The sequence below is a fragment of the Pseudomonas helmanticensis genome (genome assembly GCF_900182985.1).
Classification (GTDB): Bacteria; Pseudomonadota; Gammaproteobacteria; order Pseudomonadales; family Pseudomonadaceae; genus Aquipseudomonas; species Aquipseudomonas helmanticensis.
The window spans coordinates 4,622,572-4,636,315 of record NZ_FXUY01000001.1; the positions used below are offsets into that span (position 1 = coordinate 4,622,572).

Annotated in this window: 15 protein-coding genes; 7 read left to right on the forward strand and 8 right to left on the reverse strand. The window is 60.4% G+C overall.

Annotated elements, in window-relative coordinates; genetic code table 11:
- From QOL84_RS20570 to lptM, 4 genes are read right to left on the reverse strand one after another with little or no spacing between them, the layout of a single operon-like run.
- Positions 1 to 726, reverse strand: a complete 726-nt coding sequence (locus tag QOL84_RS20570; RefSeq protein WP_283438378.1) for a DUF484 family protein — start codon at positions 724 to 726, stop codon at positions 1 to 3.
- Positions 727 to 739: 13 nt separating this feature from the next.
- Positions 740 to 1,570, reverse strand: coding sequence for a diaminopimelate epimerase (gene dapF, locus QOL84_RS20575; protein ID WP_129396035.1), 831 nt, complete (start codon positions 1,568 to 1,570; stop codon positions 740 to 742).
- 3 nt (positions 1,571 to 1,573) lie between these two features.
- Positions 1,574 to 2,821: a diaminopimelate decarboxylase gene (gene lysA, locus QOL84_RS20580; protein WP_129396034.1), complete on the reverse strand. Its 1,248-nt coding sequence runs from the start codon at positions 2,819 to 2,821 to the stop codon at positions 1,574 to 1,576.
- Between the two features lie 9 nt (positions 2,822 to 2,830).
- Positions 2,831 to 3,007, reverse strand: coding sequence for an LPS translocon maturation chaperone LptM (gene lptM, locus QOL84_RS20585; RefSeq protein ID WP_129396033.1), 177 nt, complete (start codon positions 3,005 to 3,007; stop codon positions 2,831 to 2,833).
- A 317-nt stretch (positions 3,008 to 3,324) separates the two neighbouring features.
- On the opposite strand from lptM, the gene cyaY reads away from it, so the two are divergent.
- The 3 genes from cyaY (at position 3,325) to rnk (ending at position 4,560) form a co-directional block, all read left to right on the forward strand.
- Positions 3,325 to 3,657 (forward strand): iron donor protein CyaY, encoded by a 333-nt coding sequence (cyaY, locus tag QOL84_RS20590; RefSeq protein ID WP_007911100.1) that lies wholly within the window; start codon positions 3,325 to 3,327, stop codon positions 3,655 to 3,657.
- Between the two features lie 4 nt (positions 3,658 to 3,661).
- Positions 3,662 to 3,880: a DUF1289 domain-containing protein gene (locus QOL84_RS20595; RefSeq protein WP_283438379.1), complete on the forward strand. Its 219-nt coding sequence runs from the start codon at positions 3,662 to 3,664 to the stop codon at positions 3,878 to 3,880.
- Positions 3,881 to 4,140: 260 nt separating this feature from the next.
- Entirely contained in the window at positions 4,141 to 4,560 is a 420-nt protein-coding gene (rnk, locus tag QOL84_RS20600) for a nucleoside diphosphate kinase regulator (protein WP_283438380.1), read from the forward strand.
- 7 nt (positions 4,561 to 4,567) lie between these two features.
- Here rnk and QOL84_RS20605 read toward each other — a convergent pair whose 3' ends face one another.
- The 3 genes from QOL84_RS20605 to QOL84_RS20615 all read right to left on the reverse strand — a co-directional run bounded on the left by QOL84_RS20605 (position 4,568) and on the right by QOL84_RS20615 (position 8,398).
- A complete protein-coding gene (locus QOL84_RS20605; RefSeq protein WP_283438381.1) occupies positions 4,568 to 7,411 on the reverse strand; it encodes a class I adenylate cyclase in 2,844 nt (947 codons plus the stop codon).
- Between the two features lie 195 nt (positions 7,412 to 7,606).
- Positions 7,607 to 7,852 carry a TIGR02647 family protein gene (locus tag QOL84_RS20610; protein WP_008084565.1) on the reverse strand — a complete coding sequence of 82 codons (246 nt, stop codon included), beginning with the start codon at positions 7,850 to 7,852 and terminating at the stop codon, positions 7,607 to 7,609.
- Positions 7,853 to 8,107: 255 nt separating this feature from the next.
- On the reverse strand, positions 8,108 to 8,398 hold the full coding sequence (locus tag QOL84_RS20615; RefSeq protein ID WP_150648999.1) for a hypothetical protein: 291 nt from the start codon (positions 8,396 to 8,398) through the stop codon (positions 8,108 to 8,110).
- 123 nt (positions 8,399 to 8,521) lie between these two features.
- On the opposite strand from QOL84_RS20615, the gene QOL84_RS20620 reads away from it, so the two are divergent.
- Positions 8,522 to 9,181: a glutathione S-transferase family protein gene (locus QOL84_RS20620; protein WP_283438382.1), complete on the forward strand. Its 660-nt coding sequence runs from the start codon at positions 8,522 to 8,524 to the stop codon at positions 9,179 to 9,181.
- A 109-nt stretch (positions 9,182 to 9,290) separates the two neighbouring features.
- On the opposite strand, the gene argH is transcribed toward QOL84_RS20620, so the two are convergent.
- Positions 9,291 to 10,685 carry an argininosuccinate lyase gene (gene argH / locus QOL84_RS20625; RefSeq protein WP_007911110.1) on the reverse strand — a complete coding sequence of 465 codons (1,395 nt, stop codon included), beginning with the start codon at positions 10,683 to 10,685 and terminating at the stop codon, positions 9,291 to 9,293.
- Between the two features lie 472 nt (positions 10,686 to 11,157).
- Here argH and QOL84_RS20630 point away from each other — a divergent pair, with 472 nt between their 5' ends.
- The 3 genes from QOL84_RS20630 (at position 11,158) to QOL84_RS20640 (ending at position 13,743) form a co-directional block, all read left to right on the forward strand.
- Positions 11,158 to 11,904 (forward strand): LytR/AlgR family response regulator transcription factor, encoded by a 747-nt coding sequence (locus QOL84_RS20630; protein WP_007911111.1) that lies wholly within the window; start codon positions 11,158 to 11,160, stop codon positions 11,902 to 11,904.
- Positions 11,905 to 12,043: 139 nt separating this feature from the next.
- Positions 12,044 to 12,985 (forward strand): hydroxymethylbilane synthase, encoded by a 942-nt coding sequence (hemC, locus tag QOL84_RS20635; protein ID WP_129396026.1) that lies wholly within the window; start codon positions 12,044 to 12,046, stop codon positions 12,983 to 12,985.
- Complete coding sequence (locus tag QOL84_RS20640; protein WP_283438383.1) at positions 12,982 to 13,743, forward strand: uroporphyrinogen-III synthase; 762 nt, start codon at positions 12,982 to 12,984, stop codon at positions 13,741 to 13,743. Before hemC ends, QOL84_RS20640 begins: the two co-directional genes overlap by 4 nt.
- Position 13,744 lies beyond the last annotated feature (1 nt).

Sequence of the window (13,744 nt, forward strand, 5' to 3'; positions counted from 1 at the left end):
TCAGCGTACCGAGCGCAGGGAGCTGTTGACCCGTGGCAGCACGCGGCCCATGACTTCGGCGATGTAGCTGAGGAACAGCGTGCCCACCGAACTCTTGTAGTGCTGCGGGTCACGGCTGGCGATCGCCAGGATGCCGTGGATACCTTCATGGCTGACTGCGACGACGGCGGTTGAGCCGATCTGCTTGCGCTGTTCTTCACCGAAGAGGAAGTCCAGTTCGTGCTCACGCAGGCTGCCGCTGACGCTTTTGCCTTCGGTGAGCAGGCCGCCAATGGCGACTTGGGCATCAGCGTGAGTAACCCAGCGACCGACCGGCGCCGGGTTGTCGCCGAGCAGAATCAGGCTGACAAAAGGCACCTGAAAATCCTGACGCAAACTGTCTTCGACGCTGATCACCACGTCTTCCAGGCTGGAGGCGTCCATCAGGGAAAGAATGAGGCGGCGGGTCTTGTCGAACAGGCGATCGTTGTCGCGGGCGACATCCATCAACTGTGAGAGGCGATGACGCATCTCGATATTGCGGTCGCGCAGAATGGTCATCTGCCGCTCGACCAGCGAAACGGTGTCACCGCGTTGGTGAGGAATGCGCAGGGCGGGCAGCAGTTCTTCGTGCTCGACGAAGAAGTCCGGATGCGCCTCGAGGTATGCGGCAACCGCTGCCGCCTCGAGGCTCTCGGACGCTGATTCGTCGGACTGTCGGGCGGGTACCTGAGGCTTATCGGTCATGGCTTCTGCTCACTCAAAGACGTACTTGTCCTTCGTATACACGAACTGCCGGACCGGTCATCAGTACCGGTTGGCCAGGGCCTGCCCATTCAATGGACAGGCGCCCGCCAGGCAGGTCGATCAATAGCGGCGAATCCATCCACCCCTGGCTGATCGCGGCGACAGCCGCTGCACACGCGCCGGTGCCGCAGGCCTGGGTTTCCCCGGCGCCACGTTCCCACACGCGCAATTGCGCACGATTACGGTCGATGACCTGGAGGAAACCGACATTGACCCGCGCCGGGAAGCGCGGATGGTGTTCGATTTTAGGCCCCAGGTCATGCACCGGTGCACTGTTGATGTCCTGTACGCGCAGCACCGCATGCGGGTTGCCCATCGACACAGCGGCGAGTTCGACCGTGGTGCCGTCGACTTCCAGCTGATAGCTGATGGCCTGCGCTGGCGCCTGGAACGGAATGTCCGCCGGCACCAGACGCGGGGCGCCCATGTTCACGCCGATCTGGCCGTCGTTACGCACGTCCAGTTCGATGATGCCGCCCTTGGTCTCGACGCGGATCTGCCGTTTCGCGGTCAGACGCTTGTCGAGCACGAAGCGCGCAAAGCAGCGTGCACCGTTGCCGCACTGCTCGACTTCAGAGCCGTCGGAGTTGAAGATCCGATAGCGGAAATCTACATCCGGGTTGCTCGGCGCCTCGACGATCAGCAACTGGTCGAAACCGATGCCGGTGTGGCGGTCGCCCCATTGCTTGGCGTGCTTTGGCTGAATATGCGCGTGCTGGCTGACCAGGTCGAGAACCATGAAGTCATTGCCCAAGCCGTGCATTTTGGTAAAACGCAGCAGCATGGGTTACTCCGGCAGCAGGCTTTCGCCGGCAAACAGCTCGGCCACGGTTTCGCGGCGGCGCACTTCAAATACCTTGTCACCGTCTACCAGCACTTCGGCAGCACGGCCGCGAGTGTTGTAGTTGGAACTCATCACAAAACCGTAGGCGCCGGCCGAATGCACGGCCAGCAGATCGCCTTCGGCCAGGGCCAATTCGCGATCCTTGGCGAGGAAGTCACCGGTTTCGCAGATCGGGCCGACGATGTCGTATTTGCGCGCAGCGGTGTCACGCGGCTTGACTGCGGTGACGTCCATCCACGCCTGATACAGCGCCGGGCGGATCAGGTCGTTCATCGCCGCGTCGACGATGGCGAAATCCTTGTGTTCGGTGTGCTTGAGGTACTCGACCTGAGTCAGCAGCACGCCGGCGTTGGCAACGATGAAACGGCCTGGCTCGAACACCAGCGCCAGATCACGGCCGTTCAGACGTTCGCGCACAGCTTTGATGTAATCAGCGGCCAATGGCGGCTCTTCATCGCGATAACGCACACCCAAACCACCACCGAGATCGATGTGGCGCAGGTGAATGCCGCAATCGCCAAGACGATCAACCAGATCCAGCAGACGGTCGAGAGCATCGAGGAACGGCGGCAGCGTGGTCAGTTGCGAACCGATGTGGCAGTCGACACCGACCACTTCCAGGTTCGGCAGATGCGCGGCGCGTACGTACACGTCTTCGGCGTCGGCGATGGCGATGCCGAACTTGTTCTCTTTGAGACCGGTGGAAATGTACGGGTGGGTGCCGGCATCGACGTCCGGGTTCACGCGCAGCGATACCGGCGCGCGAACGCCCAGCTCGGCGGCGACTACTTGCAGGCGCTCGAGCTCGTCGGTGGATTCGACGTTGAAGCAGTGCACGCCGACTTCCAGCGCACGACGCATGTCGTCGCGGGTCTTGCCGACGCCGGAGAAAACGATCTTGTCAGGGCTACCGCCAGCGGCGAGTACGCGTTCCAGCTCGCCACGGGAAACGATGTCGAAACCGGCGCCGAGACGGGCCAGGACATTCAATACGCCAAGGTTGGAGTTGGCTTTGACCGCAAAGCAGACCAGGTGCGGCATGCCGGCCAGCGCATCGGCAAAGGCCAGATACTGAGCTTCGATGTGTGCGCGCGAGTAAACGTAGGTAGGCGTGCCGAAGCGGTCGGCAATGGCGCAGAGCGCCACACCTTCCGCGAACAGTTCGCCGCCACGGTAGTTAAAAGCGTCCATGGCGATCCCTTATTGGTAAACGTCGTGCTTGTGCGCCTTGGAGGCAGGTTGTTGTTGCGACGATTTGGCTTGCTCGGCCGGGTCCTGGCTGTCATCCGGCAGGTACAGCGGGCCTTTTTGACCGCAGGCCGAAACAAGGCAGGCAACCGCGACGAGCGCAGCAAGGGAAGAGATCAGGCGCTTCATGGCGAAATCCTTGAAAATGCGTTAATTGCGCCGGAGTATACCGGCCACCCGGCAGCTTGCCTATGTGATGCCCCTCCCGTCCGGCGGGGCTTGCTGCAGACGCACAAACCCCTGTGGGAGCGGGCTTGCTCGCGAAAGCGCTGGTTCAGGCGGCAAATATGTTGGATGTGCCGGCCTCTTCGCGAGCAAGCCCGCTCCCACAGGTACGGTGTCTACAGTGCCATTGAGGTGCTTGGTCGTTATTCTTTGCAATCAGTGAGGCGCGTCCGTATCTTTCGGCGCTTGAGCTTGATCAGACATTTTTTGAGGTTGCCGCAATGAGTTTGTCCGAAGCCCGTTTCCACGATCTGGTCGATGAAACCCAGGAAAAACTGGAAGACATCTTTGACGAAAGCGACCTGGATATCGACATGGAGAACTCGGCCGGTGTGCTCACCGTCAAGTTCGAAAACGGCTCGCAGCTGATCTTCAGCCGCCAGGAGCCGCTGCGTCAGCTGTGGCTGGCGGCGGTGTCCGGTGGTTTCCACTTCGACTACGATGAAGAAAGCGAGCGCTGGATGTGCGACAAGAGCGAAGAGCAATTGGGCGAAATGCTCGAGCGCATCGTCAAGCAGCAGGCCGGCGCCGAATTCGATTTCGAAGGTCTGTGATTCCGTGACTGACACCGCTCCCGTTCGTCCGCCGAAGCCGCTTTACAGCAACATCAGCCCGGCCGTGCCTTCGCCGTGCAGCGGCGTGTGCCGACTGGACGAACAAAAGGTTTGCCTGGGCTGCTTCCGGCATGTCGAGGACATCCGCGAATGGCGCTCGGCGGACGATCAGCGCCGTCGGGTGATTTGCCAGCAGGCTGCTGCCCGCCAGAATTCTGTTTGATACCCCATTGTGGCGAGGGGGTTTATCCCCGTTGGGTCGCGTAGCGGCCCCAAAATCTATACGACTGCTGCGCAGCCGAACGGGGATAAATCCGCTCGCCACAAGGGTTTCACCCAGGCAAAAAGTGGGTGGCTTGTATATTTTTTGAGCTGTGATAGTGTCCGCAGACGCCTCAAACCACCGAGGCACGGTGAAAACCCCGTCTTTTTTGGCGGGGTTTTGCTTTTTTTGTGTGCAGAAGAAAGGAGTCTGCCCGGATCATGACCGCACCTTCCATCACCCTTACCCGTCTGGACGTGCAACGTCTGGAGCGCCTGATCGACAGCCTGAACGATAAAGACCAGGCTGCGCCGGGCGTGATTGCGCTGCAAACCGAACTGGACCGCGCCGACGACGTGGTCGGCCACGATGAAGTGCCCGCCGATGTCGTGACCATGAATTCGCGCGTGCATTGCCGCGAAGAAGGCAGTGGCAAGGATTACCACCTGACGCTGGTCTATCCCAAGGATGCCAACGCCGACGAAGGCAAGATCTCCATTCTGGCTCCGGTCGGCAGCGCGCTGCTGGGCCTGAAAGTCGGTCAGCACATCGACTGGCCGGCTCCGGGCGGTAAATCGCTGAAACTGACGTTGCTGGAAGTCGAATCGCAGCCGGTCAACGGTGGCGTCTTTCCCGATTAATCCCGCCTCAGACCTGTTCGAGTGCCTCGTTCAGAGCGCGCTCCAGGTCAGCCTTGTAGCGCAGATACAGATTGCTTGAACTTTGCCCGTCACCGAGCAGGCCCGAAAGGTCGAGGTCGGTGATGTAGCAGCGATAGCGTTCGCTTTCGCGGCGCTGCTCGACGATCTCCCGGGCGACCACGCTGAACAGCTGGTCGCCATGTTCCAGCTCGCTGAATTCCCGTTGATTGCAATACAAGGTGACTTGCACTTCCCCCGGTGCGGCTTTGCCGACGATCGCCTGCACGTCATAGAACGGCTTGTTCACCGGCGTCTGCGGTGCTGGTCGCGCTTCGACCCGGCGCGCACGCCCCGGGCCGGAAGGCAATAACTGGTAATACAAAGTTTCGAGGCGACCCTCGGGGCCGGCGTCCATCGGCAGCACGGCTTCGCGGCGGAACAGGATCGATTGCAAAAAGCGCTGCAGCGGTACCAACAAACTCTGTTCATCGTGGTACGGCAATTGTTGCTGCCACAATGCGTTGAACTCATCCAGCACATACAGTTCGGCCTGCTGCTCGGTGATGCGGTAGAACACCTGAATGCATTCCGGCTGGCCCATCGGCAGGATCAACGCGAGGTCGTGTTCTTCCAGCGCCATCGGGTCCAGGTGCAGCGGGCTGTAGCGCGGCTGTTCTTCACCGAGGTAATCGAGCAGCGCCGGCAGGGTGGCGAGGGCAACGTGGTTGACTTGACCCGGCACCAACTCCAGCACGTGATAGTGCTGCTGCACCTGGATCAGGTAGCGGTGATTCAAGTCGCTGAGCAACAGGTTCTGCGCGGTATCGACGATTTCCTCGACGCGCCGGGCAATGAATTGCGCGCGGTTGTGGCAGAAGCAACGCACCTTCAGCGACGGCTGCAACGGCCCGCGTGGCAGGTTGTTGAGGTAATCGCGCAGGCAGTCGAGCAGGGCGTGCGGCCCGTCGAAGCGGTTGACCAGCACTTCATTCCAGCTGTTGAGCGTGACCTGATCCAGCGTCAGCACCAGATTTTCGCGTACACCGGCGTAGCTCAGCGAGTCCGTGCGTTCGGTGGTCATCAGGATGTTCAGGTCGCGGTGATGCTTGAGCGGGTCGACACCGACGTTGACCAGCATCAGCACTTCGCTCGGCACGGCGGCGCGCAGCAGCGGCTCTTCGGGCACGGTGGGCAAGGGCAGGGCGATGCACTGTTGCAGGCTGCCGAGCAGGTTGAACAACTCGAACTCACTCAGGTCGCTGGTGCCGGGATGCAGCGCCAGGCGGGTGCTGCTGTCGATCACGCCGTTGCGATGGCACCAGGTCAGCAGTTCGAGCAACTCGCGGCTGCGCTTGATCGGCGCGAAGTGTTCCCACTCCTGCGCGGTGAGGCTGCCGTTGTACAGGCCCCACTGGGTTTGCCCCGGTTCCTTTTTGTTGCGCGACTGCACCAGCGTCAGGGTGTCTTCGGCCAGATCCGGGGCGATGCCGGGATTGATGAACTCGATCTTGTCGGCTTTGCGTTCGAAGGCGGCGTAGAGCCGACGGCCGAGCACATTGAGGTCACGCTTGTTGATCAGGCTGACAGTCTGCTCGGTGCGGGCGAACTGGGTCAGGAAGCGATAGCTGTAGTTCAGTTCATTGACCAGCGCCCGGCGTTCGGCGCTGACCTGGCGGACTTTCCACTGGCTGCGACTGTCGAGCAGGGCCAGTTGCCGCTGATCCCAATGCCATTCGCCGGCCAGCTTTTCCAGCAGGGAGCGCTGCCAGCCCTGACTGCGGCTGGTGCCGGTCAGTTTGCGGTTGACCTTCAGATACAGGGCGCGGCGTACCAGTTCCAGCCTTTCCGGTTCATTACGCGCCGTCAGGTATTCCTCGATGCGTCGGTACACGACCATGTACGGATCCAGTTCATCCAGATCCAGCTGATTGGCGAACACGGCTTTCTTGAAGCGCAGGCTCAGGCACTGAACCTGCGGGTGCTCGCTGGCATAGACCTCGGTCAGCAACAGTTTCAGCACCGATTTGTACGGCGATTCGATGCCCTTGAACAATTGCCACAAACCGGCGCCGATGAATTCCCCCGGTGGAATTGTCGCCAGATGGCCAAGGTCGAGGGTTTCGTCGGCGCGGATAAAGCGCTTCGACAGCAGGGTGTGGGTATAGAGGTCGTAGGCGTTCTCTTCGTAGACCGGTACCAGCCACCAGATCGGCGTACGTCCGGCGAGCCAGATCGCGGTGCGATAAAACTCGTCGAGCAGCAGATAGTGCTGAGTGGTTCCGCAGTTTTCCGAACTGAGCTGGGTGTCGCGTTCGCCTTTGACGAAGCGCACCGGGTCGATCAGGAAGAAATGCGCCTCGGCACCCTGGCTCGCCGCCCAGGTTTCGAGCAACTGACATTTCTTGCTCAATTCAGCGAGTTCGCTTTCGCTCAGGTCCGGCGCGTGACAAACCCACACGTCCATGTCGCTCTGATCGGCCTGCGCCAGCGTGCCAAGGCTGCCCATCAGGAACAGGCCATGAATCGGTCGCGGCGGATTGCTGCCATGGCGCGGCTTGTAGGAAAACGAACGGGTCAGGCGCTGGGCTTCGGCAAGCGCGTTGGCATCCGGCTCATAATTGGACAGGCCGGCCGGCGCACTGCCCGAGACATACCCCGGTAACAGCGGATGATTGACGTGGAAAAACAGCGGCAGCAGCGTCAGTACGCCTTGCTGGCGCGTCGACAATCCTTCCAGAGCGCGACCGAGGCGGCCTTCATTGAGTTTGAGAAAGCGCGCGCGCAGCTGGCTGAGTACCTTGCGGTCTATTCCCTCGTCCAGGTCGGGGCGGATTTCGTGGGTGCGCGTCATGTCAGCTCAAACCGGCTCGCAGGCACGGACGTAGAGGGTCTCGGAATGTCAGGCAGTTTAGCCTTAGCGCAGCGGGACTTTTAAGCTGATTTTGTTTTTTGACGTCAGATTTTTATCGTGCAGTGGCGGTTGACGCCCGGGCAGGCCCGCGGAAATCCCGTGGCGGGAGTTCCCGTGGGCGAAGTCAGGGGAAAATCAGGCTGTTTCCTGCTCTCTGAGAATGGTCAGCACGGTTTGCACATTTTGTGCGGCGTCGCGGCCGAGGCTGGTCAGATAACCGCCGTCGGGCTGATCGGTCAGGTCTTTTTCAAAGAGACGTTTGGCGGCAGAAATATGTTTCGGGGCAGCGGTCTGATGGATTTTCAAACCTTCCTGGGAACTGTCCAGGGGAAAGAGTGCGAGGACTTCCAGTTCGGCAACCAGCTCAGGGGTAAGCGACATAAGGACTCCAGACTTTCTAGGAATTAGACGACAGCGCCCCTAAGGTGAACCCGCTTTTGCGGCATGTCCAGTGTTCAGATCAGGGATTTTGTCTTGAGGCAGATTCCAGTGTAGTCCGGGCCGGGGAGTTGGCTGGATGGATACGTTACAAACATTGTAGGAGTGAGCCTGCTCGCGATAGCGGAGTGCCTGTCAGCATATTCTTCACTGACAGAACGCTATCGCGAGCAGGCTCACTCCTACAGGATCGGGGGGTTACTGTTTTTCGGGTGGCAGCTCTGGCAATGCACGCAACGCCGCTTCGTACCATTCAGTATCAAATGCGCGATCTTCGTCGAGCATTGCGTCAATCTCGTAAGCCAGCACGTGAGCCATCAGATTGAGGATCTCTTCGCGCTCAACGCCCACCAGAGTCAACTTGTTAAACGTCGCTTTGGCTGCCGGCGGGTTGTCGCTTTCGATCTGGTTCTCGATCGCTTCGATCAACGTCGCTTCGGTGAACTCTTCTTCGTCGTTGTCATTGTCGATGTCTGTCGGCTCGCTCATGGCAGGCTCCTCAAGGAAAGGCGCCAGTTTACCCGTATTCAGCGGTGTGATGCTGCTGGCGGGATTGGCCTGAGCGATCTATAAACAGGCACTGCCCACCCCGCACGGCCTGGAGGCTATGTGATGTTCAAGCTCTACGGATTCTCAGTCAGCAACTACTACAACATGGTCAAACTGGCGCTGCTGGAAAAAGGCCTGCCGTTCGAAGAGGTCACCTTCTACCCGACGCCGACACCGGAATCTCTGGCCATCAGCCCGCGTGGCAAGGTCCCGGTGCTCGGCGTGGACGCGGGTTTCATCAACGAAACCGCGATCATCCTCGAATACCTCGAACAGACCCAGAAAGGCACGCCGCTGCTGCCGAGCGATCCGTTCGAACGTGCGCAGGTGTTGGCGATTGCCAAGGAAATCGAGCTGTACATCGAGCTGCCGGGCCGCGCTTGTTATGGCGAAGCGTTTTTCGGCATGACCTTGCCGGACGCGATCAAGGAAAAGACCAAGACTGAATTGCAGCTGGGTTTTGCGGCGCTAGGCCGGCACGGCAAATTCGCCCCGTACGTGGCGGGCGACAGTTTGAGCATTGCCGATTTGTATTTCCTTTACAGCGTGCCACTGGCCTGTGCGGTCGGGCAAAAGCTGTTCGGGATTGATTTGCTGGCGGAGATGCCGCAGGCCAAGGCGTTGTTGGAGCAGCTTGAGCAGAATCCGCATGTGCAGAAGATTGCAGCGGACAAAGAAGCAGCGATGCCGGCGTTTTTGGCGATGATCGCTGCCAAGAAGTAATAAATCTGTGTTCTTAAACGAGCAATCGCTAGCAGGGCTAGCTCCCACCTTGAACTGTATTCACAATTCCAATTGTGGGAGCTAGCCCTGCTAGCGATGCCTTTGGCTTTTAGCGGCTGGCGATCAGGGCCTGGCCGCGTACTACCGCTGCCTTGACCTGCGCCGGTGCAGTCCCGCCGATGTGGTCACGGGCATTCACCGAGCCTTCCAGGGTCAGCACGGCAAACACATCCTGCTCGATCTGATCGCTGAACTGACGCAGTTCTTCCAGGCTCATCTCGGCCAGATCCTTGCCAGTGTCGACGCCGTACTTAACGGCATGGCCAACGATTTCGTGGCAATCACGGAACGGCAAACCACGACGCACCAGATAATCCGCCAGGTCGGTCGCGGTGGAGAAACCGCGCAACGCCGCTTCACGCATGATCGCGTGCTTCGGTTTGATCGCCGGGATCATGTCGGCAAAGGCCCGCAGCGAATCGCGCAGAGTATCGGCGGCGTCGAACAGCGGCTCCTTGTCTTCCTGGTTGTCTTTGTTATAGGCCAGCGGCTGGCCTTTCATCAGGGTCAGCAGACCCATCAGTGCGCCGAACACACGCCCGGTCTTGCCACGTACCAGCTCTGGCACGTCGGGGTTTTTCTTTTGCGGCATGATCGAGCTGCCGGTGCAGAAACGATCCGGCAGATCGATGAACTGGAACTGCGCGCTGGTCCACAGCACCAGCTCTTCGGAGAAACGCGACAAGTGCATCATCGCGATGCTCGCGGCCGAGCAGAATTCGATGGCGAAGTCGCGATCGGAAACGTTGTCCAGCGAGTTGCCGCCGACCGCATCGAAACCCAGCAGTTGCGCGGTGTATTCGCGGTCGATCGGGTAGGTGGTGCCGGCCAGCGCAGCGCTGCCCAACGGCATGCGATTGGTACGCTTGCGGCAGTCGACCAGACGCTCGTAATCGCGGCTGAGCATTTCGAACCAGGCCAGCATGTGGTGACCGAAAGTCACTGGTTGCGCGGTCTGCAGGTGAGTGAAGCCCGGCATGATGCTCGCGGCTTCGCGCTCGGCTTGCTCCAGCAGGCCTTTTTGCAGGCGGGTGATTTCGGCGAGGATCAGGTCGATCTCGTCACGCAGCCACAGGCGGATGTCGGTGGCGACCTGGTCGTTACGGCTACGCCCGGTGTGCAGCTTTTTACCGGTGACGCCGATGCGATCGGTCAGGCGTGCTTCGATGTTCATGTGCACGTCTTCGAGATCGATGCGCCAGTCGAACTGGCCGGCCTCGATTTCGCCCTGAATGGTCTTCAGGCCATCGATGATGCTGTCGCGCTCGGCATCGGTCAGCACGCCGACCTTGGCCAGCATGGTGGCGTGGGCGATCGAACCCATGATGTCGTGGCGATACAGGCGCTGGTCGAAAGTGACGGAGGCGGTGAAGCGGGCGACGAAGGCGTCGACGGGTTCACTGAAGCGGCCGCCCCAGGACTGATTGGTCTTGTCAGTGCTCATGAATTCGCTCGTATCGGCTTGAAGAAAAAAGGCGTGAAACGCTGGCGCGGATAATAACAGGGTTGCCAATCCTGTCGTTGACACTGGTCGATACGTTTTTTTCTCATCTGCTCAGTCATAGTCGGCGCTGGCCCCGGGGGATTTGCGCAAGGATATTTTTCGATTGAGCAATATCGTTCCGACGAGCGTCTACAGTAGGACATAAGGGTCGGCGCGACTGCGGATCGCGCAAAGGTCTGGTCGCCGACTATAAGAAGAGGGGGTGGGTGCAATTGTCCTTCGGCATTCCCCGTGAAAAACGCAGGAAACAGCGGGCTTTGAGCGGTACGACCCGGACACTGGCAAATATTGCTGGCCGACGTACGGCACTTTTTGGCGCTCGGGCTAGTCTTAGCGTGGATCGCGGTGACGGACGTCACTTCACCTGTCTACGCTATCCTTGTGCGAGACTCACGCAGGAATCCAGCGCAATATGAATGTCCTGATCGTTGATGACGAACCACTCGCTCGCGAGCGCCTCAGCCGAATGGTGAGCGAGCTCGAGGGTTATACAGTTCTGGAGCCCAGCGCCACGAATGGCGAGGAGGCGTTGGCACTGATCGACAGCCACAAGCCGGATATCGTGCTGCTCGATATCCGCATGCCAGGCCTCGATGGCCTGCAGGTTGCTGCCCGTCTGTGCGAACGAGAAACGCCGCCCGCCGTGGTGTTTTGCACCAGCCCCGATGAATTTGCCGTGGAAGCCCTGCAGGCCAGCGCCGTGGGCTATGTGGTGAAACCCGTGCGAACCGAACATCTGCATGACGCCCTGAAACGGGCGGAACGTCCCAACCGGGCGCAACTCTCGGCCCTGACCCGTCCCGCTGCCGAAAGCGGCACCGGCCCGCGCAGCCACATCAGCGCGCGTACTCGCAAAGGCATCGAACTGATCCCGCTGGATCAGGTGGTCTATTTCATTGCCGACCACAAATACGTGACCTTGCGCCACGAGGCCGGCGAAGTGCTGCTCGACGAGCCACTCAAGGCCCTTGAAGACGAATTCGGCGAGCGTTTCGTGCGTATCCACCGCAACGCGCTGGTCGCCCGCGACCGCATCGAGCGCCTGCAACGCACGCCGCTGGGGCATTTCCAGCTGTTCCTCAAAGGTCTCAATGGTGATGCGCTGATCGTCAGCCGTCGGCATGTGGCCGGTGTGCGCAAAATGATGCAGGGCCTGTAACCCCGGTCATTCCGGGCGGCTCCAGCTCCTTTTTACCGGGCATTGCAGGCCAGGGAGGCCGCGCCGACTCTGATTCAAGTCAAAGTGGATTTGGCTGAGCTGTTATTATCCGCCGTATCTATTCAGTACGGATTGATCCATGTCCTCTCGCGAAATCCGCATCGCCACCCGTAAAAGTGCGCTGGCCCTCTGGCAGGCCGAATACGTCAAAGCCCGTCTGGAAGCGGCCCATCCGGGCTTGCTGGTGACGCTGGTGCCCATGGTCAGTCGCGGCGACAAGCTGCTCGATTCGCCGCTGTCGAAAATCGGCGGCAAGGGCCTGTTCGTCAAGGAACTGGAAACCGCGCTGCTGGAAAATCAAGCCGACATCGCCGTGCATTCGATGAAAGACGTGCCGATGGACTTCCCTGAAGGCCTCGGTCTGTTTTGCATTTGCGAACGCGAAGACCCGCGCGACGCTTTCGTTTCCAATACCTATGACAGCCTTGAAGCGTTGCCTGCCGGCAGCATCGTCGGCACCTCGAGTCTGCGTCGTCAGGCGCAACTGCTGACCCGTCGCCCGGATCTTGAGATCCGCTTCCTGCGCGGTAACGTCAATACGCGTCTGGCCAAACTTGATGCTGGCGAGTACGACGCGATCATCCTCGCGGCGGCTGGTCTGATCCGCCTCGGTTTCGAAGAGCGCATCACTTCGGCGATCAGCGTCGACGACAGTTTGCCGGCCGGTGGCCAGGGCGCAGTCGGTATTGAATGCCGCAGCGCCGACACGCAAATCCACGCCTTGCTCGCGCCGCTGCATCACGCCGATACCTCGTCGCGCGTGACCGCCGAACGTGCCCTCAACAAACATCTGAATGGCGGCTGCCAAGTGCCGATCGCCTGCTACGCCGTGCTTGAAGGCGAGCAGTTGTGGCTGCGTGGTCTGGTCGGTGAACCGAGCGGCGGCAAGCTGCTCAGTGCCGAAGCTCGTGCACCGCGCGCCGATGCCGAAGCGCTGGGCGTGAAAGTCGCTGAAGACCTGCTCAGCCAAGGTGCGGACGACATTCTCAAAGCGGTCTACGGCGAGGCAGGTCACGAGTGACCGGTTGGCGCCTGCTGCTGACGCGCTCTGCGGACGATTGTGCGGCGCTGGCCGAGACGTTGGCGGCGCAGGGCGTTTTCAGTAGTTGTCTGCCGCTTCTGGACATTGTCGCGCTGCCGGTCTCTGACAAGATTCGTCAGGCGATTGCGCAGTTGCCCAATTGCAGCGCGGTAATCGTGGTTAGCAAACCGGCGGCACGCATTGCACTGGAGTTGCTCGACGGCTCGTCTGCGCTGACGATGCCGTGGTTCAGTGTCGGTGCGGCCACCGCGCAGATTCTTCTGGATCGCGGCCTCGATGCGCACTTCCCGTCTGAGGGCGATGACAGTGAAGCGTTGCTGCAATTGCCGCGTCTGCGTGAGGCGGTCAGCCAGCCCGGTGCGCAGGTGTTGATCCTGCGCGGGGAGGGCGGGCGCGAACTGCTTGCCGAGCGCTTGCGTGAGCTAGGTGCTAGTGTCGAGTATCTGGAATTGTATCGACGTGAGCTGCCAGCCTATGCACCGCAAGCGTTACCGCAGCGGATTGCAGCGGAACGCTTGAACGGGCTGGTGGTCAGCAGTGGACAGGGTTTCGAGCACCTGCGTCAGATGGCCGGCGATGCCTGGCCGGCAATTGCGCAGTTGCCGTTGTTTGTGCCAAGCCCAAGAGTCGCCGAGCAGGCACGTGCCGCCGGGGCTCAAACAGTTGTGGATTGCCGCGGCGCGAGTGCCGCGGCTTTGCTGACGGCGTTACGGGAGCATCCCGTACCCGTTTTCTAAT